The 21,326-nt window shown below is 73.0% G+C and carries 19 protein-coding genes, 1 pseudogene and 1 riboswitch; of the genes and pseudogenes, 11 read left to right on the top strand and 9 right to left on the bottom strand.

What is annotated here, in order from left to right; genetic code table 11:
* Window positions 1–99 precede the first annotated feature (99 nt).
* From QFZ58_RS26815 to QFZ58_RS26805, 3 genes and pseudogenes are all read left to right on the top strand, one after another.
* Complete coding sequence (locus QFZ58_RS26815; protein ID WP_307127460.1) at window positions 100–1,149, top strand: MoxR family ATPase; 1,050 nt, start codon at window positions 100–102, stop codon at window positions 1,147–1,149.
* A complete protein-coding gene (locus QFZ58_RS26810) occupies window positions 1,149–2,522 on the top strand; it encodes a DUF58 domain-containing protein (RefSeq protein ID WP_307127459.1) in 1,374 nt (457 codons plus the stop codon). Before QFZ58_RS26815 ends, QFZ58_RS26810 begins: the two co-directional genes overlap by 1 nt.
* Window positions 2,519–4,943: pseudogene (locus QFZ58_RS26805) on the top strand (DUF3488 and DUF4129 domain-containing transglutaminase family protein). The gene QFZ58_RS26810 and the pseudogene QFZ58_RS26805 overlap by 4 nt, the downstream one beginning before the upstream one ends.
* A 349-nt stretch (window positions 4,944–5,292) precedes the next feature.
* Here the strand turns inward: QFZ58_RS26805 and QFZ58_RS26800 are convergent.
* The 3 genes from QFZ58_RS26800 to QFZ58_RS26790 all read right to left on the bottom strand — a co-directional run bounded on the left by QFZ58_RS26800 (window position 5,293) and on the right by QFZ58_RS26790 (window position 7,551).
* On the bottom strand, window positions 5,293–5,700 hold the full coding sequence (locus tag QFZ58_RS26800) for a DUF3040 domain-containing protein (protein WP_307127458.1): 408 nt from the start codon (window positions 5,698–5,700) through the stop codon (window positions 5,293–5,295).
* Between the two features lie 302 nt (window positions 5,701–6,002).
* Window positions 6,003–6,761, bottom strand: a complete 759-nt coding sequence (locus tag QFZ58_RS26795) for a bifunctional 2-polyprenyl-6-hydroxyphenol methylase/3-demethylubiquinol 3-O-methyltransferase UbiG (protein WP_307127457.1) — start codon at window positions 6,759–6,761, stop codon at window positions 6,003–6,005.
* A 268-nt stretch (window positions 6,762–7,029) separates the two neighbouring features.
* Window positions 7,030–7,551 carry an SAV_6107 family HEPN domain-containing protein gene (locus tag QFZ58_RS26790; RefSeq protein ID WP_307127456.1) on the bottom strand — a complete coding sequence of 174 codons (522 nt, stop codon included), beginning with the start codon at window positions 7,549–7,551 and terminating at the stop codon, window positions 7,030–7,032.
* Window positions 7,552–7,733: 182 nt separating this feature from the next.
* Between QFZ58_RS26790 and QFZ58_RS26785 the strand changes: the two genes are divergently transcribed.
* From QFZ58_RS26785 to QFZ58_RS26765, 5 genes are all read left to right on the top strand, one after another.
* The gene (locus QFZ58_RS26785) at window positions 7,734–8,528 is read left to right on the top strand and encodes an ATP-binding cassette domain-containing protein (RefSeq protein ID WP_307127455.1); all 795 of its coding nucleotides are present in this window, start codon (window positions 7,734–7,736) and stop codon (window positions 8,526–8,528) included.
* Entirely contained in the window at window positions 8,500–10,587 is a 2,088-nt protein-coding gene (locus QFZ58_RS26780; RefSeq protein WP_307127454.1) for a YhgE/Pip domain-containing protein, read from the top strand. The genes QFZ58_RS26785 and QFZ58_RS26780 overlap by 29 nt, the downstream gene beginning before the upstream one ends.
* A 29-nt stretch (window positions 10,588–10,616) precedes the next feature.
* The gene (locus QFZ58_RS26775; RefSeq protein ID WP_307127453.1) at window positions 10,617–11,228 is read left to right on the top strand and encodes a TetR/AcrR family transcriptional regulator; all 612 of its coding nucleotides are present in this window, start codon (window positions 10,617–10,619) and stop codon (window positions 11,226–11,228) included.
* Between the two features lie 399 nt (window positions 11,229–11,627).
* The gene (locus tag QFZ58_RS26770) at window positions 11,628–12,245 is read left to right on the top strand and encodes a DUF4126 domain-containing protein (RefSeq protein WP_307127452.1); all 618 of its coding nucleotides are present in this window, start codon (window positions 11,628–11,630) and stop codon (window positions 12,243–12,245) included.
* A gap of 31 nt (window positions 12,246–12,276) precedes the next feature.
* Window positions 12,277–13,794, top strand: coding sequence for an NAD(P)/FAD-dependent oxidoreductase (locus tag QFZ58_RS26765; RefSeq protein ID WP_307127451.1), 1,518 nt, complete (start codon window positions 12,277–12,279; stop codon window positions 13,792–13,794).
* A gap of 59 nt (window positions 13,795–13,853) precedes the next feature.
* Here the strand turns inward: QFZ58_RS26765 and QFZ58_RS26760 are convergent, their stop codons facing one another.
* The 6 genes from QFZ58_RS26760 to QFZ58_RS26735 form a co-directional block, all read right to left on the bottom strand.
* Entirely contained in the window at window positions 13,854–14,843 is a 990-nt protein-coding gene (locus QFZ58_RS26760; protein ID WP_307127450.1) for a hypothetical protein, read from the bottom strand.
* Between the two features lie 47 nt (window positions 14,844–14,890).
* Window positions 14,891–15,808, bottom strand: a complete 918-nt coding sequence (metF, locus tag QFZ58_RS26755; protein WP_307127449.1) for a methylenetetrahydrofolate reductase [NAD(P)H] — start codon at window positions 15,806–15,808, stop codon at window positions 14,891–14,893.
* Between the two features lie 146 nt (window positions 15,809–15,954).
* Window positions 15,955–16,608, bottom strand: a complete 654-nt coding sequence (gene thiE, locus QFZ58_RS26750) for a thiamine phosphate synthase (protein WP_307127448.1) — start codon at window positions 16,606–16,608, stop codon at window positions 15,955–15,957.
* Between the two features lie 115 nt (window positions 16,609–16,723).
* Window positions 16,724–17,089, bottom strand: coding sequence for an Rv2175c family DNA-binding protein (locus QFZ58_RS26745; protein WP_307127447.1), 366 nt, complete (start codon window positions 17,087–17,089; stop codon window positions 16,724–16,726).
* 100 nt (window positions 17,090–17,189) lie between these two features.
* On the bottom strand, window positions 17,190–18,425 hold the full coding sequence (locus QFZ58_RS26740) for an NAD(P)/FAD-dependent oxidoreductase (protein WP_307127446.1): 1,236 nt from the start codon (window positions 18,423–18,425) through the stop codon (window positions 17,190–17,192).
* Between the two features lie 28 nt (window positions 18,426–18,453).
* Window positions 18,454–18,795 (bottom strand): hypothetical protein, encoded by a 342-nt coding sequence (locus QFZ58_RS26735; protein ID WP_307127445.1) that lies wholly within the window; start codon window positions 18,793–18,795, stop codon window positions 18,454–18,456.
* A 52-nt stretch (window positions 18,796–18,847) separates the two neighbouring features.
* A riboswitch (TPP riboswitch) is annotated at window positions 18,848–18,960 on the top strand.
* On the opposite strand from QFZ58_RS26735, the gene thiO reads away from it, so the two are divergent.
* From thiO to QFZ58_RS26720, 3 genes are all read left to right on the top strand, one after another.
* Window positions 18,958–20,163 carry a glycine oxidase ThiO gene (gene thiO / locus QFZ58_RS26730; RefSeq protein WP_307127444.1) on the top strand — a complete coding sequence of 402 codons (1,206 nt, stop codon included), beginning with the start codon at window positions 18,958–18,960 and terminating at the stop codon, window positions 20,161–20,163. Its footprint overlaps the riboswitch before it by 3 nt.
* A gap of 110 nt (window positions 20,164–20,273) precedes the next feature.
* On the top strand, window positions 20,274–20,468 hold the full coding sequence (thiS, locus tag QFZ58_RS26725; protein WP_307129001.1) for a sulfur carrier protein ThiS: 195 nt from the start codon (window positions 20,274–20,276) through the stop codon (window positions 20,466–20,468).
* Window positions 20,469–20,470: 2 nt separating this feature from the next.
* On the top strand, window positions 20,471–21,265 hold the full coding sequence (locus QFZ58_RS26720) for a thiazole synthase (protein ID WP_307127443.1): 795 nt from the start codon (window positions 20,471–20,473) through the stop codon (window positions 21,263–21,265).
* The last annotated feature ends 61 nt before the right edge of the window (window positions 21,266–21,326 follow it).

Here is a 21,326-nt window from a genome sequence, read left to right as displayed (position 1 = left end):
GTGTGACACCTCTCCGGGTCCTCCGGCGAGTGTCCGTATTTCGGGGCGGGCGGGCAGTTTCGTGCGTCGGCCCGTGCACAAGGGGCCGAGGAGGGCCGGGTGACGACCTATGACGATCGAGCGAGCCTCACAGATCTGACCACCACGGTGGAGCGGGTGCGCAGGTCGGTGGAGAGTGTGATCGAGGGCAAGCCCGAGGTCGTACGGCTTTCGCTGACCGTTCTGCTCGCCGAGGGGCACCTCCTCATCGAGGATGTGCCGGGGGTCGGCAAGACGATGCTGGCCAAGGCGCTGGCGCGGTCCATCGACTGTTCGGTGCGGCGCATCCAGTTCACACCGGATCTGCTGCCCTCCGACATCACGGGCGTGTCGATCTTCGACCAGCAGCGCCGGGACTTCGAGTTCAAGCCCGGTGCGATCTTCGCCCAGATCGTCATCGGCGACGAGATCAACCGGGCGTCGCCCAAGACCCAGTCGGCGCTGCTGGAGTCGATGGAGGAACGCCAGGTCACCATCGACGGCCATACCTACGAGCTGCCCGATCCCTTCATGGTCGTGGCCACCCAGAACCCGGTGGAGATGGAGGGCACCTACCCGCTGCCCGAGGCGCAGCGCGACCGGTTCATGGCCCGAGTGTCGATCGGCTACCCCAGTGCGGAGGCCGAGCTCCAGATGCTCGACGTGCACGGTGGCGTCTCTCCTCTCGACGACCTCCAGCCGGTGGCGCACGCCCACGACATCGTCAAGCTGATCGACGCGGTGCGCACGGTCCACGTCGCCGAATCCGTGCGGCGGTACGCGGTGGAACTGGTCGGTGCCACCCGCCACCACCCGGATCTCAGGCTGGGGGCCTCGCCGCGCGCGACCCTGCACCTGCTGCGTGCCGCGAAGGCGTCGGCCGCCCTCAGCGGGCGTGACTACGCCCTGCCGGACGACGTGCAGGCACTCGCGGTGGCGGTTCTCGCCCACCGCCTGCTGCCGACGGCGCAGGCCCAGCTCAACCGCCGTACCGCCGAGCAGGTCGTGCTGGACATCCTGCAGCGCACGCCCGTGCCGACGTCCGGTGCCGCGGCTGCCGCCCCGGCGCAGCCGCAGCACGGTCCCGGCGGCCCGGTGTACGGCCGGCAGCCCGGCGCCCGGAGGCTGTGATGGCGGCCGGTGTGCCCGGCCCCGTGGACAGCGGCGACGCGAAAGGCGGTCTCCGCTCTGCCCTGCACGGCCTGACGACACGGGGACGGTCGTTCTTCGCCGCCGGTGTGGCCGCAGCGGTCTGTGCCTACGTGCTGGGCCAGGGCGACCTGTTGCGGGTCGGGCTGCTGCTGGCGGTGCTGCCCCTGGTCTGTGTGGTCGTGCTCCACCGCACCCGCTACCGCGTCGCGGGCAGCCGCCGGCTGTCGCCGTCCCGGGTGGCGGCGGGATCGGAGGCGCGGGTGCACCTGCGGATGGACAACGTGTCCAGGCTGCCCACGGGACTGCTGATGCTCCAGGACCGGGTGCCGTACGTGCTGGGCCCCCGGCCCCGGTTCGTGCTGGACCGGGTGGAGGCGGGCGGCAGGCGCGAGGTCTCCTACCGGGTCCGCTCCGATCTGCGCGGGCGCTATCCGCTCGGGCCCCTGCAGCTGCGGCTGAGCGATCCGTTCGGCATGTGCGAACTGACCCGCTCCTTCGGCGCGCACGACACGCTCGTCGTCATCCCCCGCACGGAGCCCCTTCCGCCGCTGAGGCTGGCCGGTGAGTCGTCCGGATACGGTGACGGCCGGCAGCGTTCGCTCGCCCTGGCCGGCGAGGACGACATCATTCCGCGCGGCTACCGCCACGGCGACGACCTGCGGCGGGTGCACTGGCGCTCCACCGCGCGCTACGGCGAACTGATGGTGCGCCGCGAGGAGCAGCCGCAGCGGGCCAGGTGCACGGTGCTGCTGGACACCCGGCGGATCGCCTATCAGGACGCCGGGCCGGACTCCGGCTTCGAGTGGGCGGTGTCGGGCGCCGCGTCCGCACTGGTGCACATGCTGGAGCGTGGATTCGCCGTGCGTCTGCTGACGGACGACGGACGGGCCGTGCCGAACGAGAGCTCCGACGGCTTCGCGGGGTCGAGCCAGGAGTCGGCCGAGGCGGCGGGCCTCATGATGGACACCCTCGCGGTGGTCGACCACTCCGACGGCGGCGGCCTCTCCCGTGCGTACGACGTGCTGCGCGGGAACGCCGAAGGGCTGCTGGTCGCGTTCCTCGGCGACCTGGACGAGGAGCAGACGGCAGTGGTGGCCCGGATGCGGCAACGCAGCGGTGCCGCCGTCGCGTTCGTGCTGAACAGCTCCGACTGGCTGCGCGGCAGCGACGCGGCGGCAGCCGCGCCGGCCGCCGACCGGTTGTGGCTCCTGCGCGAAGCCGGCTGGACGGCGGTGGCCGTGCCGCCCGGGGTGGAGCTCGCCCGGCTGTGGCGGCAGGCGGGTCAGGAGCCCTCCGGCCCACAGCCCGGCACGGCCGGTGCGACGACAGGGTTCTCCGGGGGATGGTCATGAACGGGCGTGTTCGGCTGGCGCTGTGCGCCTTCGCGGCGACGATGACGGCGGCGGCGTCCCTGACGCCGCTGGTCGACACGTCGAAGTGGATTCTGCAGGCGGCTTTCCTCCTGGCGATCCAGAGCGGCGTCGGCGCGCTGGCCCGCCGGGTGCCGTTGGCGCGGATGCTCGTCATCTGCCTGCAGGTGCTGGTCACCCTGCTGCTGCTGACCGCGGCGTTCGCCAGGGAACACGCTCTGTTCGGTGTGGTGCCGGGCCCGCAGGCGGTCCAGCGGCTCGCGGAGCTGCTCACTGCGGGCACCGACGACGTCAGCCGGTACGCCACTCCCGCACCGGCGACGGACGGCATCCAGCTGATGCTGATCGGCGGGGTGCTGCTGATAGGACTCGCGGTGGACGCCCTCGCGGTGACCTTCCGTACGGCGGCGCCGGCGGGTCTGCCGCTGCTCGCGCTCTACTCGGTCGCGGCCGGACTCTCCGACGGCGGGGCCGGCTGGCTCTGGTTCCTGCTCGCGGCGGGCGGTTACCTGCTCCTCCTGCTGGCCGAGAGCCGGGACCGGCTGGCGGCGTGGGGGAAGGTCTTCAGCGGGGTCTCCCGGTCGTCGGGGGGCCTGGCCTCCGGTCTGGAAGGACCGTCCGCGGCGTCCCGGGCCCCGGTCCGCACGGGGCGGCGTATCGGCGCCGTGACGCTGGGGATCGCGCTGGTGATCCCCGCTGTGCTGCCCGCTCTGGACGGCGGGCTGCTGGGCGGCCGGGGCGGCGGCACGGGCAAGGGAAGCGGCGGAGGCACGATCTCCGCGGTCAATCCGCTGGTGTCTCTGCAGAACAATCTGAACCAGCCGGAGAACCGGGAGGTGCTGTCGTACCGCACCAACTCCGGCAGTCCGCAGGACTTCTATCTGCGCATCCTCGCCCTGGACCAGTTCAGCGGGAGCGAGTGGCGCCCCTCGACGCGCCGGCTGAAGGACGTGCCGGACAGGTTGCCGCAGCCGGCCGGTCTGGGCCCGGATGTCGCCGTCACCGAGATCCGGACGAACATCTCCGCGTCACCGTCGTACCAGCAGACGTATCTGCCGCTCCCCTACCCGGCGAGCGAGGTGGACGTCGACGGCCACTGGCGGTACGAACCCGAGGGGCGCACCCTCGTCGGCGACGACGGCCAGACCACACGCGGCGCCCGGTACGAGGTCGGCAGTCTGGTGGTGGAGCCGACGGCCGAGCAGCTCGCCGGGGCGATGGCGCCTCCGGCGGAACTGGCGCGTGAGTACACCCGGGTCCCCGGTTCCCTGCCCGACGTGGTCCTGGAGACCGCCGAGCGGGTGACGCGGGGCGCGTCCGACGACTACGAGCGGGCCGTGAAGCTGCAGGACTGGTTCGCCTCCGGGGGCGGCTTCCGCTACGACACGACGGTGACGTCCGGGACCGGTTCGGCCGCGATCGAGCGCTTCCTCAAGGACAAGGAAGGCTTCTGCGTCCACTTCTCGTTCACGATGGCCGCCATGGCGAGGACGCTGGGCATCCCGGCCCGGGTCGCGGTGGGTTTCACCCCCGGCACGGTCCAGGCGGACGGTTCCGTGTCGGTCGGGCTGCGCGATGCGCACGCCTGGCCCGAGCTGTACTTCGAGGGTGTGGGCTGGACCCGCTTCGAGCCCACACCGTCCCGGGGCACCACCCCGTCGTACACCCGGCCCGAGGCGCCCTCGCAGGGCCCGAGCGGCCCGGCCGAGGCTCCGGAGGGCGCGTCGGCGGCGCCCACGGCGGCGCCGTCCACCTCGGAGACCTGCCCCGCGCAGATGCGGCGGCAGGGTGAGTGCGGCGCGTCCGAGGCGCCCGGCGCGGTGAGCCCCACCGACCCCGGGACGCCGGCGGGCGCCATCGCTCTGTGGGCCCTCGGCTGCCTGCTGGTCATCGCACTCCCGCTCTCGCCGATGCTCTGGCGCCTGCGGGCCCGCGCGCGGCGGCTGGGCTCCTCGGGAGGCCGAACACCCGGGGATGCCACGGCCCGGGTGATGGCCGCCTGGCGGGAGGTCACCGATACGGCGTGGGACCACGGCATCGCACCGGACGAGTCGCTGACCCCCAGGAAGGCGGCGGCCCGCGTCGTACGGCTGGGCAGGCTGGAGGCCACGGCAGCCGCCGCGGTCCACCGGGTGGCGGGGGCGGTCGAGCAGGTGCTCTACGCCCCCGGGCCCGCATGCGGTCACCGGGACCGAAGAGGACGTGCCGGCCGTGCGTGCGGGGCTGCGCGCCTCGGCGGGGCGGCTGGACAGGCTCCGGGCGACCTTGGCGCCGCGTTCGGCCGTTCGGGTGATATGGGCTCTGTCCGAGCGCCGTACGGCCCTTGCCCGTAGGCGGGCGCACCGGCCCGGCCGTGAGCGCTGGGCCGCGCGGCTGCGCCGCCCTTCACGTCAGCAGGGCTGAATCCCACGCCCACGTCGCGCACCCGCGTCTCGCACCCCGTCCGCTCAGCTGCCGATTTCCCGGCCGAGGCCGGGCGGGACGGCACCGAGCGGGAGCGGGGGCGGGGCCGAGCGGGAGGGGGCCGAGCAGAGGGACAGGCAGGCTGGGCCGGGCCAGGACAGGAGCGGGCGGGGCATGCCCGGGCGCACGAGGCGGAAGCCTTCGGACAGGCCCGCAGGCCGGCATGCGTGAGGGGCGGTCGCCGTGAAGCGACCACCCCTCACGCAGAAGGTCCGGCGTCATGTCGTCGGTGTGCACACTCCACAGCCAGGGCCGGGGGCTGCCCGGCATCGGCCGGGAATCGGCGTGCTCACTGACCTTGTTCGTCGCGGCGGCGCTGCCACCGCTGCTCGATCCGGTTCATCATCGACCGGCGCTGCCTGGGATGTCGGCTTTCGCCGCCGCCCCCACTCCCGCTCCCTGCCGGCTGCTGCTGCTCACCGGGCTTGGGCGCTTTGCGCCACCCGGTGACCGCCAGCACGGCACAGCCCAGCATGACGAGGAATCCCACCACGCTGATCCAGATCTGCTGGGCGACCATTCCGGCCATGAGGAGCGCGATACCCACCAGAAAGCCGACCACCGCCTGGTAGACCCGTCGCCGGGTGTACCTGCGCAGCCCGCTTCCCTCAAGCGCTGTAGCGAACTTGGGATCTTCGGCGTACAGCGCTCGCTCCATCTGCTCGAGCATGCGCTGCTCGTGCTCCGAGAGCGGCACGGAGTCCTCCTCGTCGTCGGCCGCGGGGGGCGACCGGTATGCGGCCCTTCCAGGATAGGCAGGGAATCGCCCCCGTGAAACCTGCCCTCTAGCCATAGCCAGTCCGGACCGCCATGGCGACTCGGCTGCTGAGGCGTAGATTCCCCGACCTCCGATCCGTCATGCCGGATGGTGTCACCCGATCATACGGGGCCCGCGCCCCGATCGGGTGCTCCCAGCGGTACTCCGTCTGCGGCTGCGTCGCTGATCAGCCGCGCTCCGCTCGCTCCGGGCCGCGGCCGGGGCCGGCTGCCGGCCGTGGCTCAGGCGCGCTTCTCGCCCAGAACGTGCAGCTGGGTCGCCACCGAGTGGAAGGACGGCAGTTCCGCGACGGCCGCCTCCAGCCTCAGGAGGGCCTCCATCGCGCCGGACTCGGTGTCCACCAGTACGCCCGGTACGAGATCGGCGAAGACCCGTACGCCGTGGACCGCACCGACGTCGACCCCGGCGGCGGCGACCAGGCCGGTCAGCTGGTCGGCGGTGAAGCGGCGGGGCACCGGGTCGCCTTCGCCCCAGCGCCCTGCCGGGTCCGTCAGCGCGTGGCGGGCCTCGGTGAAGTGCCCGGCGAGCGCCCGCGCCAGGACGGCGCCGCCGAGCCCCGCGCCGAGGAGGCTGAGAGCGCCGGACGGGCGGAGCGCGTCGACGGCGTTCCGTACGCCCTCGGCGGGATCGTCCACGTACTCCAGGACGCCGTGGCAGAGGACCGCGTCGTACCCCGCGCGGTCCACCACCTCGAACAGGCCGAGGATGTCCCCCTGGACGCCCCGGACCCGGTCGTCGACCCCTGCTTCGGCCGCGCGGCGCTCCAGGGCGAACAGGGCGTTGGGGCTGGGGTCGACGACGGTGACCCGGTGGCCGAGCCGCGCGACGGGCACCGCGAAGTTACCGGTGCCGCCGCCGGTGTCGAGCACGTCCAGGACTTCCCTGCCGGTCACCTTGACCCGGCGCTCGAGAGCGTCCTTGAGGACCTCCCAGACCACGGCGGTACGGAGGGAGGCGCGGGGGCGCAGCTGGTCCGACACGGCAGTTGACTCCTCGGCACGGTGCCGCCACGGACGGCGGAGCGTGAACAGTGCAGGTGGTACGGGTGCTCCCCACCCTATTGCCTCGCACCGCCGCTCCGGTCACCCCACGGCCGGTCACCGGCAGGGGGCGGCCGGGCCCTGCCCGGATTCCACCGGACCGTCACCGGCACCGGACCCGGCCGTGGTCGCGACCGTTGCCGACGTCCCCGCCGGCGTCCCCGCCGGCGTCCCCGCCGAGGTCCTTGCCGGTCATGGGCGCGGGCCGCTACACGGGCCGGTCCCCGCGGGGTTGCGGAAGGACCGGATGGAGCACCAGGAGCCGCTCGACCAGGCGCAGGAACATCGCCGCGTCCCGCAGCAGGTCATCGGCATCGCGGCTGGTGGCCGCACCGGGTATGCCCGCTTCCGCACGGGCCCTGCGCCGCGCGCCCGAGGCGAACAGGGCGCTCCACTCGGTGAGTTCCGGTGCGATCTCCGGGAGGACCTCCCAGGCGCTGCGGATCCGCTCGCGGCGGCGCCTGCTCGTTTCGGGCCGGCCGCGGGCGGCGAGGACCGCGGCAGCGGTGCGCAGCGCCGCGAGGTGGGCGGTGGCGTACCGCTCGTTGGGCACGTCCAGGACGGCGGCCTCGTCCAGGCCCGTGTGCGCCTGGGCGAGCAGATCGAGTGCGGCGGGTGGTGCCGTGGTGCGGCGCAGCACGGGGTGGACGTCGGTTGCCGGACCGGTCAGTGAGGGGGCAGGGCTGCCTGCGCGGCGCCGCGGGGCGGCGGCTGCGGACGAGCTGGCCATGACGAACCTCCTGTCGTGTGACGGCTTCGTGGCCGTTTGTATCCATCGTGGCGGCCGGCACTGACAATCCCTCAGAAACCTCCCCTGACCTCGCTCTTTGCTTCGAGCGAGAGTTCGGGCTAGTTTTCTGTACTGACCAGTCAGTGCAAAAATGGAGCGCGTACCGGATCGGGGGTGGGGCCGTGGACAGCCCGCAGGGTGCGGCGGTGAGCGCTGTGGACTTCGGACTGAAGGGGCCACGCGGCTGGGCCTTTCGAGGTGTCGATTTCGCCGCCGAGCCCGGAACGCTTGTGGCGATCGAGGGCCCGTCCGGCTCGGGCCGTACCTGCCTTCTGCTCGCCCTCACCGGCCGGATGCGTGCCACACAGGGGCACGCGGAGGTCGCCGGCCTGCGCCTGCCGGGTCGCCGGGCGGCCGCCGTCCGCCGGATCAGCGCACTGGGACCGGTACCCGGTGTCAGCGAACTCGATCCCGCCTTCACCGTCGGCGAACACCTGCGGGAGAGGGTTCTGCTGCAGCGCCGCTTCGACGGTTCGCTGCGCTCCCTGCTGCGCCCGCGCGCCGCGCGGACCGCCATGGCACGGGCGACGATCGACGCCGCCCTGGACGCGGCGGGCCTGGACCTCACGGACCTGCCCAAGGCGGAACGCACGTCCGTACGGGACCTGGAGCGCCTCGAGGCGATGCGCCTGTCCGCCGCCCTCGCGCTGATGGGCGGTCCGCGGTTGCTGGCGGTGGACGACACCGATCTCAAACTCTCCGCGGCCGACCGCGCGGAGGCCTGGAAACTGCTGCGGACCCTCGCGGACCGCGGGACGACCGTGCTCGCCGTGTGCAGCGAAGCCCCCGAGGACACGCTCACCGTGCGCACCGGAACCCGGGCCGACGCCTCCGTCGCGGACGGGGACCCCACGGCTGATGACATGACGACCGAGGAGAAGAGGGCAGATGCGAGCGCCGAAACTGGCCGCGCTTGAGCTGAGGCGGTTCGGCCGGGGACGGATGCCGCGTGCCGCGCTGGTGGCACTCCTGCTGCTGCCCCTGCTGTACGGCGCCCTCTACCTGTGGTCGTTCTGGGATCCGTACGGACGGCTCGACCGCATCCCCGTCGCGCTCGTCAACAACGACAAGGGCGCACCCTCCGAGGGCGGTCGTCTGGCGGCGGGTGACGAGATCGCCGGCAGGCTGCTCGACTCCAAGGTCTTCGACTGGCACGAGGTCAGCACGGCCGAGGCCGGCCGGGGTCTCGAGGACGGGACGTACTACCTCTCGCTGACCATGCCGGCCGACTTCAGCGAGCGGATCGCGTCCAGCGGGGGCGGCTCACCGGAGACCGGCGCCCTGCAGGTCCGTACGAACGACGCCAACAACTACATCGTGGGGCAGATCTCCCGGACGGTGTTCGCCGAGGTCCGCAGCGCCGCGTCGACCAAGGCGTCACGCGGGTTCCTCGACCGGATCTTCATCAACTTCTCGGGCCTCCACGACGCGACCGCGAAGGCGGCCAAGGGCGCGGGCGACCTCGAGAGCGGTATCACCAAGGCCAAGAAGGGATCCAAGGACCTCGCGGACGGGCTGAAGGACGCCAAGGCGGGGAGCGGCAAGCTGTCCGGCGGGGTCGTCAAGCTGAACAAGGGCGCGGGTGACCTGGAGACCGGTTCCCGGCAGGTGGCCGACGGCACGCAGCAGCTCGCCGACAAGGTGAACACGGTCGCCTCCGACGTACGGCCCTTCCTGAAGGACAACGGCAAGGCCATCGGGGACACGGCCCGGCTGGTCTCCGACTCCTCCAAGGCCGTACGGGACAACCTGGACCTGCTGGCGAAGGCGGCTCCCACCGCCTCGGCCGCCGCCCACACCGCCTCCGACGACCTGGCCGACGTCTACCGGCTCCGCTGCGAGCAGCAGCCGCTGCCCGATTCCGCCGTCTGCCCGGAGCTGAAGCGGGCCAGGACCGCGGCTGCGGACGTGGCGGACGTCTCGGACGACGTGCAGGCCCTGGTCGACGACCAGAACGGCGACCTGACCAAGCTGCGGTCCCAGTTGGCGACCCTCCAGAAGCAGGCCGACGCCCTCGCGAAGCGCTCGCCGCACCTGGACACCGACCTGGAGTCCGCGGTCAAGAAGATCAACGCGCTCAACACCGGTGCCCACAAGGTCGCCAAGGGCGCCGACGCGCTCCACACCGGTCTCGGCACCGCCAAGACCGGGGCCGGGGACCTGGACAGCGGGATCAAGAAACTCAGGACGGGCGCCACGAACCTGGACAGCGGGCTCCACCGCCTCGGTGACGGCTCGGCCGACCTCACCCAAGGGCTGCACGACGGCGTCGGCAAGATCCCCGATTACGACAAGGACGACCGTGACGCCCGTACCGGCGTCATGGCCGATCCGGTGCGGCTGGCCTCCTCGTCGCTGCACGCCGCGCCCAACTACGGCACCGGTTTCGCCCCGTACTTCATCCCCCTCTCGCTCTGGGTGGGCGCGATGGTGGCGTACATGCTGATCCAGCCGCTCAACCGGCGCGCGCTCTCGGCGGGGGCTCCGGCCTGGCGCATCGCCTTCGCGGGCTGGCTGCCGGTCGCGGGGATCGGCCTCGCCCAGGTCGGTGCCCTCATGGCCGTACTCCACTGGCGGCTCGGCCTGCAGATGGCGCACGCGGCCGGAACGATCGCCTTCCTGGCACTGGTCACCTGCTGTTTCGCCGCGATCGTCCAGTGGCTGAACGCCCGTTTCGGAGCGGCGGGCCGCATCCTCGTCCTCGCGATGCTGATGCTGCAGCTGACCTCGGCCGGGGGGACGTATCCCGTGCAGACCAGCCCGGGCTTCTTCGGGGCGATCCATCCCTACCTGCCGATGACCTACGTGGTGAACGGCCTGCGCCGGCTTGTCACGGGCGGCGGGCTCGGCCCGGTCTGGCAGGCAAGTGCCGTCCTGCTGGCCTTCACCGCGGGCGCGCTGGCACTGACCGCGCTCGCCGCACGCCGCAAACAGGTGTGGACACTGGACCGGCTGCACCCGGAGCTCAGTCTGTGAGCACCCCCGGACCTGTGAGAATCGGTGGCATGGACAGCAGTAGCACCACGCGCCGCCAGGCCACCCGGCAGAAGCTCTACGAAGCGGCGGTGACCCTCATCGCGGAGAAGGGCTTCTCGGCGACCACGGTGGACGAGATCGCCGACCGCGCGGGGGTGGCCAAGGGCACGGTCTACTACAACTTCAAGAGCAAGACGGAGCTCTTCGAGGAGCTGTTGCGGCACGGCGTGGGTCTGCTCACCCTGTCGCTGCGCACCGCCGCCGAGCAGACCGACGAGCGCGGCGGCACCCGTGTGGAGGCCCTGGACGCGATGATCCGGGCCGGTCTCGCCTTCATCGACCGCTATCCGGCCTTCACCCAGCTGTACGTCGCCGAACTCTGGCGCACCAACCGCGCCTGGCAGTCGACGCTCCTGGTGGTGCGGCAGGAAGCCGTGGCCGTGGTCGAGCAGGTGCTCCGGGACGGCGTCGCCGGCGGTGAGCTCAGCGAGGAGATCGACATCCAGCTGACGGCCGCCGCGCTGGTGGGAATGGTGCTCGTGGCCGCCCTGGACTGGCAGGCGTTCCAGCCCGAGCGGACGATCGACGACGTGCACTCGGCTCTTTCCCTGTTGCTGCACGGTCGCGTCAGCGGTCGCTGAGCGGAGTCGTGGGCGCCCAGGTGGCTCCCGGAAGTCTCAGGACGCCGGCCCCGCAGACCCCGGGACGCGGGTGGACGCCGGTCCGGTGGCACGCGATCCCCCTCGCGTGCCGCCGGACCGGCGTCTTCGTGACCCCCCGCAGAGCCCTCCCCGTGACCCTCGTTCCCCCGTGGTCCCGGGCCCCGCGTCGTGCCCCCCGTTCCGTCAGGGGTGCCACGCCGTTCCGCCGCCCCGTGCCGGCGGTCCGGGCGCCGCGCCCCTTCCGTGGTCCCCACTCTTCCGTCCGGGCATGTCGGAGCCCATCCGCGCCCGTACTCATCTCCCCCACTAGGTAGGGGTACTCAGCCCTGTGTGCCCGGGCCCATCCCGCCGTCACCACCACTGGCTACGATCGCCTCCGTGTCCGTACTCCCCCTGGTGTTCACGAGCGGCTGGGCGAGCGGGATCAACGCCTACGCGGTGGTCCTCCTGCTCGGCGTCTTCGGTGCGACGGGCCTCGCCGACGAGGTGCCCGAGTCGTTGCAGCGCACGGACGTGCTCGTGGTCGCCGGCTTGCTCTTCCTGTGCGAGGCGGTGGCCGACAAGATCCCGTACGTGGACTCGGCGTGGGACACCGTCCACACGGTGGTCCGGCCGGTGGCCGGCGCGGTCGTCGCGGCACTGCTGGCGGGCACGAGCGGATCGCTGCCGGAGCTCGCGGCCGGGGCCGTGGGCGGGTCCACCGCGCTGATGAGCCATCTGGTGAAGGCGGGGACCAGGATGGCCGTCAACACCTCGCCCGAGCCGTTCAGCAACGTCGGGGTCAGTGTCGCGGAGGACCTGGGCGTCGCCGGCGTCATCACCCTCGCGGTCTTCCACCCGGTCGCCGCGGCCGTCGTCGCCGGAAGCCTGTTGCTGCTCGGCATGGTGATACTCGTCTTCCTCGCTTCCCGGATCCGCCGTTTCCTGCGCCGCCGGGCGCAGCGCCGCGAGGAGAGGAGCCTGGCCGGGGCCGGCCGGCACCGGCCTCACGGGTGAGCTGTCGACGGCACCCCTTAGGGTCACTGCCATGGCACGAATTGCGGTGATCGGCGCCGGGACGGGCGCGATGGCGGCGGCGGCCCGGCTCGCCGTGGCAGGCCACCGGGTGACGGTGTACGAGCGGTCGCAGACCCACGGCGGCTCTCTCGGCCGGTATGCCCGTGACGGCTTCGTCTTCGACACCGGGCCCTCGCTGCTCCACCTGCCCGCGGTCTACCGCGACCTGTTCGTGAAGACGGGCAAGGAGCCGCTGGAGCAGTGTGTGACCCTCACCCAGGTCGACCCGGCGAGCCGCCACCTGTTCGCGGACGGCACCGCGGTGTCGCTGCCCAACGCCTCACGGGCCGGGGTGGCCGGCGCGCTGGACCGGGCGCTCGGCGAGGGCGCCGGAGCCCGCTGGGGTGATTTCCTGGACCGGGCCGGGACCGCCTGGGACCGGTCGCGCAGGCCGCTGCTGGAGGAGCCCCTGCCCGAGGACCGGCAGGTACTGAACCGCGACCCGTATCCCGCCGTGCGCCGGCGCAGGCTGCTGCGCTCCGCACGGCAGGCGGGGACCCTGGCGGAAGTGGGCGCCTGGGAGCTCGCGGATCCCCGGCTGGCCGCCCTTCTGGACGGGTACGCCCTGTCCTACGGGCTGGACCCGCGACGCGCTCCGGCAGCCGCCGCCCTTCTGCCGTACATGGAGGAGACCTTCGGCAGCTGGTACGTCGCCGGGGGGATGCGGGCCCTCGCCGACGCGGTGTACGAGCGGTGCCTGGCCCGCCGGGTGACGTTCGTCTTCGGTGCCGACGTGGTGCGGGTGCTGGAGGCGGACGGCCGCGCGGCAGGCGTCGAGCTCGCCGACGGCACCTGTGCCGATGCCGATGTCGTCGTTCTCGGCGCGCAGCCGCGTCCGGGCCTGGTGCCCGGTCAGCAGGGCCGACCCGGCGGGGGCCCGGCGGGAGAGCCGCCCACGGCGGGCGGCCCGGTGCCCGGCCGCTTCCTGGTGCTGCTGTCGTTGCGCGGCGCGCGCGAGGCCGGCGCGGTGCACCGGACGGTGGTGCACACCGACGACGGAGCCGCGGAGCAGGAGGCGGTGTTCGGCGGCCGGACCGCCGCACGGCCCACGGTGACGGTGTCGCGTCCGGACGATCCCGGCACCCGCCCGGACGAGGCGCACGAGGCGGTGACCCTGATGGCGACGGTGGCCCCGCACGGCCCGGTCGACTGGACGGACGCGGCGCTGCGCGAACGGTTCGCCGACACGATGATCGACAGGGCCGCGGCGGCCGTCCCGGGCCTGCGCGAGCGGATCGTCCACGCCGAGCCGCGCACCCCTGCGGACACGGCTGCCGACACGGGCGCCGAGGGCGGCTCGGTGCCCGCCCCGGCCCTGGCCGGGGCGGGCGGCGCGTACCTGCACGAGGGCAACCGCACCGCGCTGCCGGGGCTGTACCTGGCGGGTGGCTGGTCGCATCCGGGCGGCGGGCCGGCGCATGCCGGGATGTCGGGTGCGCTGGTCGCCGGGCTCGTCGTGGAGGGCGACGGCTTCCGCGGGTCCAGGTGACCCGCTGACCGTCCGCCTCCGTCCGGCGCGGCCCGGGCACCGGTACGACCCGCCCCGGCTCAGTAGCGGTACTGCTCGTTCTGACCGGTGTCGTAGCCGTTGCCGTACGGGGCGGGTCCGGTGGGCGCCTCGGGCGGCAGCGGGGGGTACTGCCCGGTGCCGCGTTGCTGCGGGACCCAGACCCCGCCCGGAGGGGTGTCGGAGGGGTCGTACTGCCCGGCGTGGGAGCCTGACGGCTGCTGCTCCCCGTAGGCGTCGTCGGCGTCGTAGGCGTTGCCGTAGCTGTCGTACGAGGCGTACTGCCCGGCGCCCGCGGTGGTGCTCGTCCCGATGTACGGATCCGTGTAGGCGGCGTAGTTCTCCGGCTGCGTGCCGTAGCCGTACGGGTCGGTGTAACCGCCGTCGTGGCCCTGGTGGGCCTCCTGGCCCTGGTAGGCCTCCTGGCCCTGGTAGGCGTCCGGGTCCTGGTAGGCGTTCGGGTCCTGGTAGGCGCCCTGGCCGCTGAAGGTGTCCTGGGCCGGCGGTGCGTACCCGCCGTACGGGTCGTCGTAACCGTCGTCGGGCGTCCGCCGGTCCTGCCGGTCCCCGCCGCTGTCCGGGACGCCGCCGGGGGCGTCCGTGTAGATGCCGTACTGCCCGGTGTCGTCCGGGAGCGGCTGCGGTTCGTAGACGGCGGTGTCCGGGTCCGGGGCGGCGGCGTCCGGGACGCCTCCCTCGTACTGCAGTCCGGAGACCTCGAGCGTGGGCTTCCGGCCGTCGTCACCACCCCTCTTGCGGCGGCGGCTCGCGCCGGGTTTTCCGCCCAGCGCCCATCCCGTCGAGAAACCGCGCCGGAAGGAGAGCGTCACGTACGTCTGGCCCGTGGCAAAGGCGACGGCACCGACCGCGATCACCAGCACGGAGGGGATCAGCACACCGATGACCACACCGAGGAAGCCGGAGAAGGCCAGCAGCCGCCAGCGCAGACGTGCCTTGTACTGCAGCAGCACCTCGCCCAGCAGCCACAGCGCCACCACGGCAAATGCGATGTAGAGGACCGTCCAGCCCACGCCCGCCCCCTCCTACGGCCGCCCCGGTCGGTGGCGGGTGCGGCCGGTCAGGACTGCTTGTGCAGTCCGAGATTCTCGTAGATCTCGAGCGTTGCCGTCGAATTGTTGAGCGTGATGAAGTGCAGTCCGGGGACACCCTCGGAGAGCAACTTCGCGCAGAACTCCGTTGCGAACTCGATGCCAGTGGAGCGTACAGCGACGGGGTCGTCCTTGACGGCGAGGATGCGGTCTTTCAGCGCCGAAGGCATGACCGCGTTGCTGAGTTGGGCGAACCTTTCGAGTTGCCGGACGTTGGTGAGCGGCATCACCTCGGGAATGATCGGCGTGTCGCAACCCGCCGCGACCACGCGGTCACGCATCCGCAGATAACTCTCCGGCTGGAAGAACATCTGGGTGATCGCGTAGTCGGCCCCGGCCCGGCACTTGTCGACGAAATTCCGGGTGTCGGCGTCCCAGTCGGCCGACCTCGGGTGCATTTCGGGGAAAGCCGCGACGCCGACACAGAAATCGCCGGACTCCTTGATGAGCCGGACGAGGTCGGCCGCGTACCGCACACCCTGCGGGTGCTCGACCCACTCACCCATCGGATCGCCCGGCGGGTCCCCGCGCACCGCGAGGATGTTCCGGATGCCGGCGTCGGCGTACTGCCCGACCATGTTGCGCAGCTGGGCCACGGAGTGGTCGACCGCGGTGAGGTGGGCGACCGGGGTCAGGGTCGTGTCGGCGGCGATCTGCTGGGTCGCCCGCACCGTCCCCTCCCGCGTCGAGCCGCCCGCCCCGTACGTCACGGAGACGAAGCTCGGGCGCACCGCCTCGACCCGCCGCAGGGCGTTCCAGAGGTTCCGCTCGCCCTTCTCGGTCTTGGGAGACGGGAACTCGAACGAATACGACGTCTTACCGGTCGCGAGCAGATCCCGCACGGTACGTGCGTGATCAGTCCTGGTGGAAGGTGTGCCAAGGGCCATACTCGGAGGTTAACCAGGGCCGGGCGGTACCCCAACCGCGTCGGTTGATTTGCCCGTAATCAGGTGGTTGTTGTCCACCCTTCGGACATGCTGCCCTCCGGGCGGGGGAGGCCGCCCGGCCGGTGGTCCGCAGGAACTTCCCCTGATCAGGAAGCGGCGCGCGCCCTGATGCGGTCGGCGAGCGCCTTCGTCGCCGCGGCCGGGTCCGCGGCCTCGGTGATCGCCCGCACGACGACGACCCGGCGGGCGCCGGCGTCCAGCACCTCGTCCAGGTTGCCGGCGTCGATCCCTCCGATGGCGAACCAGGGGCGGGACCGGCCGAGCGAGGCGGCGTAGCGCACGAGGCCGAGGCCGGGGGCGTGCCGGCCGGGCTTGGTGGGAGTGGGCCAGCAGGGGCCGGTGCAGAAGTAGTCGACGCCCTCCTCGGCGACGGCGGCGTCGACCTCCGACTCGGCATGGGTGGAGCGGCCGATCAGCACGTCCTGCCCGAGGATCGCCCGGGCGGCGGGCACCGGCAGATCACCCTGCCCGAGGTGGAGCACGTCGGAGCCGATCGCGTGGGCGACATCGGCCCGGTCGTTCACCGCGAGGAGCTTGCCGTGGCGTCGGCAGGCGTCGGCGAAGACGGCGAGGTGGTCGAGTTCCTCGGCCGCTTCCATGCCCTTGTCGCGCAGCTGGACGATGTCCACACCACTGGACAGGACGGCGTCGAGGAAGGCGGGCAGGTCGCCCTGGCGCCTGCGGGCGTCCGTGCACAGGTAGAGCCGGGCGTCGGACAGGTGCGCGCGAGGCGTGGACATGGTGGTTCTCCCCCGTCACATCGGTGGATCGCGGCGCCGGCACGGTGCCGGCGCGCCGGAAACAGCGGGATGCGGGCCGTAGGTCACGGCCCGCATCCCGCTCACGGTCGTCCGGTCAGACGGCGAGCGCCTGGGCGCGGCGCTTCACCTCCGTACCGCGATTCTCGCTCAGGGCCTGCGCAGGGGTTCCGGGCAGGGTCGGGTCGGGGGTGAAGAGCCACTCCAGCATCTCTTCGTCGCTGTAGCCGTCGTCCCGCAGGAGCGTCAGGGTCCCCGCGAGGCCCTTGACCACCTTGTCGCCGTCGATGAAGGCGGCTGGCACCTGGAGCGTCCGGTTCTCACCACGGCGTACGGCGATGAGCTGGCCGTCCCTGACCAGCTGCCTCACACGCGTCACCTGGACATCGAGCATTTCCGCGATGTCGGGGAGGTGGAGCCAGGCGGGGACGAGAGCATCGGTCTTTGCGTCAATCTCGGTCACGAGGACAAGCGTGCCATCCCCGACCGACAGCCGGTAGCCGGGCCGCCCGTCCGGGGCGCCCCGGACGGGCGGCCCGGCTCCCGTCCGGGGCGCCCCGGACCTAGGACGTCGCCGACTTCAGGGGCACGGAGGGGTCAGCCACGCGTTCCGGATCCATGCGCGCCCCCGCCTCGATGAGCCTGCGCCCCTGGGCCAGGTCGCGCGGCCTGCTGACGGCCAGCAGCGCGACCAGGACCCCTTGCCGCAGCCAGCAGACCGTCCAGCCCGGGTCGGCGGGATCTCCCCGCCGGAGCAGGGTGTCGGCTCCTGCGTGGTGGCCCGCGTACTGCACGAAGCGGCCGAACTGCTCGGACCAGAAGTAGGGCACGGGGTCGTACGTCCGGGGGAGGCCGTCCGCGATGACGGCGGCGACCGTCCGGGGCCCCTGGAGGGCGTTGTCCCAGTGGTGGACGAGCAGCCGCTCGCCGTAGCGGGCCGAGGGGAAGGAGGCGCAGTCGCCCACCGCGTGGACATCGGGGAGCGAGGTGCGCAGCGAGCCGTCGGCGGTGACCGAGCCGTCCGGGCCGAGCGCGATGCCGGAGCCGGCGAGCCAGCCGGTGGCCGGCCGCGCGCCGATGCCGACGACGACCACCGCTCCGGCCGGGACGGTCTGGCCGTCCGTCAGGTGGACGGCGCCCGGTTCGACACGGGCGACGCGGGTGCCGGTGAGGAGTTCGGCTCCGCTCTCGGCGTACCAGGCCGCCATCGGCTCCGCCACCTCGGCGGGCAGGGTGCCCGCGAGGGGACGCCCGGCGGCTTCGACCACGGTGACCGCGCACCCTGCGGCGCGGGCCGCGGTGGTGAATTCGGCCCCGATCCAGCCGGCGCCGACGACCACGACGTCGTGCTGCCGCTCCAGGACGGGCCGTAGCCGTGCGGCATCGTCGAGGGTGCGCAGCAGGTGGACGCCTGGCACACCGTCCGCGCCCGGCAGGCCGACGGGTTCGGCGCCGGTGGCGATGACCAGGACGTCGTAGGGCACAGGCCCGTCCCGCGTGTCCAGCTCGTGCGCCGCGGCGCGCAGGCCGGTCACGTCGAGTCCCAGGCGCAGGGTGATGTCCAGTGCCTCGAAGTCGACGTCGAAGGCGGAGTCCTCGGCCGTGCCGAGCAGGACCGCCTTGGACAACGGCGGCCGGTCGTAGGGCTGGTGCGGTTCGGCGCCGATGAGGGTGACGGGGCCGGTGAACCCGCGTTCCCGCAGGGCCACGACCGTCTGCACGCCGGCCATGCCCGCGCCCACGACCACGACGTTCCGGGGCCGCTCTCCCGCTGCCCGGTCCGATGTCTGCTCGCTCACCCGTCCACCCTAATCATCTGACGATCGCTCAGGAAGCGAGCTCCTCCACGACGCTCGTCCCGCTTCCCTCCTCGGACTCCCACGCCCACCGTTCGTCCAGCCGCACCCGGCCGTCGGGGAGGTCCGTGACGGTCGAGACGCAGTGGCCGCCGGAGGTCGTGCCGTCCTGCTTCAGCTGGACGTACCGGAAATCCAGCACGTCCGCGTCACGGGTGCCCACGAGGTGGCCCCGGACGACGTCACCGCCCTCGTACTCGGCCCATATGCGGCCGTCCTGCTCGTGGTACGTGAAGCGGGTCCGGGTGCCGACCTGACCGGGGGCCTGGTCGGCCACGGGCGAGAGGACGAGTCCGTCGAGTGAACGGGCCACGGTTGCTGTTCCCCTTACTGGCTGTGGACGGCGGGGTTTAGGCTGGCCACCGTAGAACACTCGCGGGAGCCCGGACGCACCGGGCTGAGAGGGAGGCTGACCGGCCTCCGACCGTACGAACCTGATCCGGGTCATGCCGGCGAAGGGAGGGGCTGGACGCCCATGCGTATCTCCGGAAACCGATCCGACGTCCTGGTCGTCGGGGGAGGCATCATCGGGCTGGTGACCGCCTGGCGGTCGGCCCAGCGCGGCCTGCGTACGACGCTGGCCGATCCCGAACCCGGCGGCGGGGCGGCCCAGGTCGCCGCGGGCATGCTCGCCGCCGTCACCGAACTCCACTACGGCGAGCAGACGTTGCTCGGCCTCAACGTGGCCTCGGCCGCCCGCTATCCGGCGTTCGTCGCCGAATTGGAGGAGGCGAGCGGGCAGCGGACCGGCTTCCGCGCCTGCGGCACCCTGTCCGTCGCGCTGGACGCGGACGACCGGGCCCATCTGCGGGAGCTCCACGCCCTGCAGCAGCGCTCGGGCCTGCAGTCCGAGTGGCTCAGCGGCCGCGAGTGCCGCCGCCTGGAGCCGATGCTCGCCCCCGGCGTGCGCGGCGGGCTGAGGGCGGACGGCGATCACCAGGTGGACCCCAGACGGCTGGCCTCGGCGCTGGTCACCGCATGCGAGCGGGCCGGGGTGGTCTTCCACCGGGCCTGGGTCCGGCGGCTGTCCGTCGTGAACGGGCGCGCGGCCGGTGGGGTGCTCGCCGACGGCACGGAGCTGGGGGCCGGACAGGTCGTACTGGCCGGCGGCAGTCTCAGCGGCCGGCTCGAAGGGCTGCCGGAGGCCGTCGTGCCGCCGGTCCGCCCGGTCAAGGGGCAGGTGCTGCGCCTGACGGTGCCGCGCGCGTACGCCCCCTTCCTCAGCCGTACGGTACGGGCCGTCGTGCGCGGCAGCCACGTCTACCTGGTGCCGCGTGCCGACGGCGAGCTGGTCGTCGGCGCCACCAGTGAGGAGCAGGGCTGGGACACCACCGTCACCGCGGGCGGCGTCTACGAACTGCTCCGCGACGCCCACGAACTGGTGCCCGGGATCACCGAGCTGCCGCTGACGGAGACCCGCGCCGGACTGCGCCCCGCCTCCCCGGACAACGCCCCGCTGCTGGGCCCGACCGCACTGCCCGGCCTGCACCTGGCGACCGGGCACCACCGCAACGGGGTGCTGCTGACGCCCGTCACCGGCGACGTGATGGGCCACGTACTGGCCACCGGCGAGCTGCCGGAGGTGGCGCGCCCCTTCGCGTCACACCGTTTCGGCCGGCCCCCCGCCGCACCTTCCCACGACGCAGTCCGTGCCCCCGTCTCCCAGGAGCAGCCCGCATGACCGAGTCCGCGCCCACGGGCGCCTCCGCGCCCGCAGCCGAGCCGGCGCCCGCGTCCGCTGCGGCGCCCGCATCCCCTCCGGCGCCCGTCCCCGGGTCCGTCAACGTCTCCGTGTCCGTCAACGGGCGGGCGCGCAGTGTCGCGGCGGGTACCGCTCTGGACTCCCTGGTCGCGGGCCTGACCGGGGCGCGCTCCGGGGTCGCCGCGGCGCTCAACGAGGCCGTCGTCCCGCGCGGTGAGTGGTCCGCCACCGTGCTGGCCGACGGCGACCGTGTCGAGGTCCTCACCGCGGTCCAGGGAGGCTGACCATGTCCGACGATCTGTTCACCCTCGGTTCCGCCACGTTCTCGTCCCGGCTGATCATGGGGACGGGCGGGGCGCCCAGCCTGGACGTACTGGAGCGCTCCCTCGTCGCGTCGGGCACCGAACTGACCACCGTCGCGATGCGCCGGCTCGATCCGACGGTGCAGGGCTCGGTGCTCTCCGTCCTGGAACGGCTCTCCGTCCAGGTCCTGCCGAACACCGCCGGCTGCTACACCGCGGGCGAGGCGGTGCTGACAGCCCGGCTGGCCCGGGAGGCGCTGGGGACCGACTGGATCAAGCTGGAGGTCGTGGCCGACGAGCGGACCCTGCTGCCGGACCCGATCGAGCTGCTGGACGCCGCCGAGACCCTGGTCGACGACGGCTTCACCGTGCTGCCCTACACGAACGACGACCCGGTCCTGGCCGGGAAGCTCCAGGACGTGGGGTGCGCGGCGATCATGCCGCTCGGCTCCCCCATCGGCTCCGGTCTGGGCATCCGCAACCCGCACAACTTCCAGCTGATCGTCGAGCGGGCCGAGGTCCCGGTGATCCTGGACGCGGGTGCGGGGACCGCCTCGGACGTGGCTCTGGCGATGGAACTGGGGTGCTCCGCCGTGATGCTCGCCTCGGCGGTCACCCGGGCGCAGGAGCCGGAGCTCATGGCCGCTGCGATGCGGCACGCGGTGGAAGGCGGGCGCCTGGCCCACCGGGCCGGCCGCATCCCGCGCCGCCACTTCGCCGAGGCGTCCTCGCCCTCGGAGGGCAGGGCGGTGCTGGACCCGGAGCGCCCGGCCTTCTGACGCCGTCGCCGGGCGGCGGAGCCCGCGGCCCCGCGTCGCCGTCACACGCACACCTACATGT

The organism is Streptomyces sp. B1I3 (genome assembly GCF_030816615.1).
Taxonomy (GTDB): Bacteria; Actinomycetota; Actinomycetes; order Streptomycetales; family Streptomycetaceae; genus Streptomyces.
The sequence above is the reverse complement of the archived record's forward strand: the minus strand, read 5'-3'. Positions and strand labels throughout refer to the sequence as shown.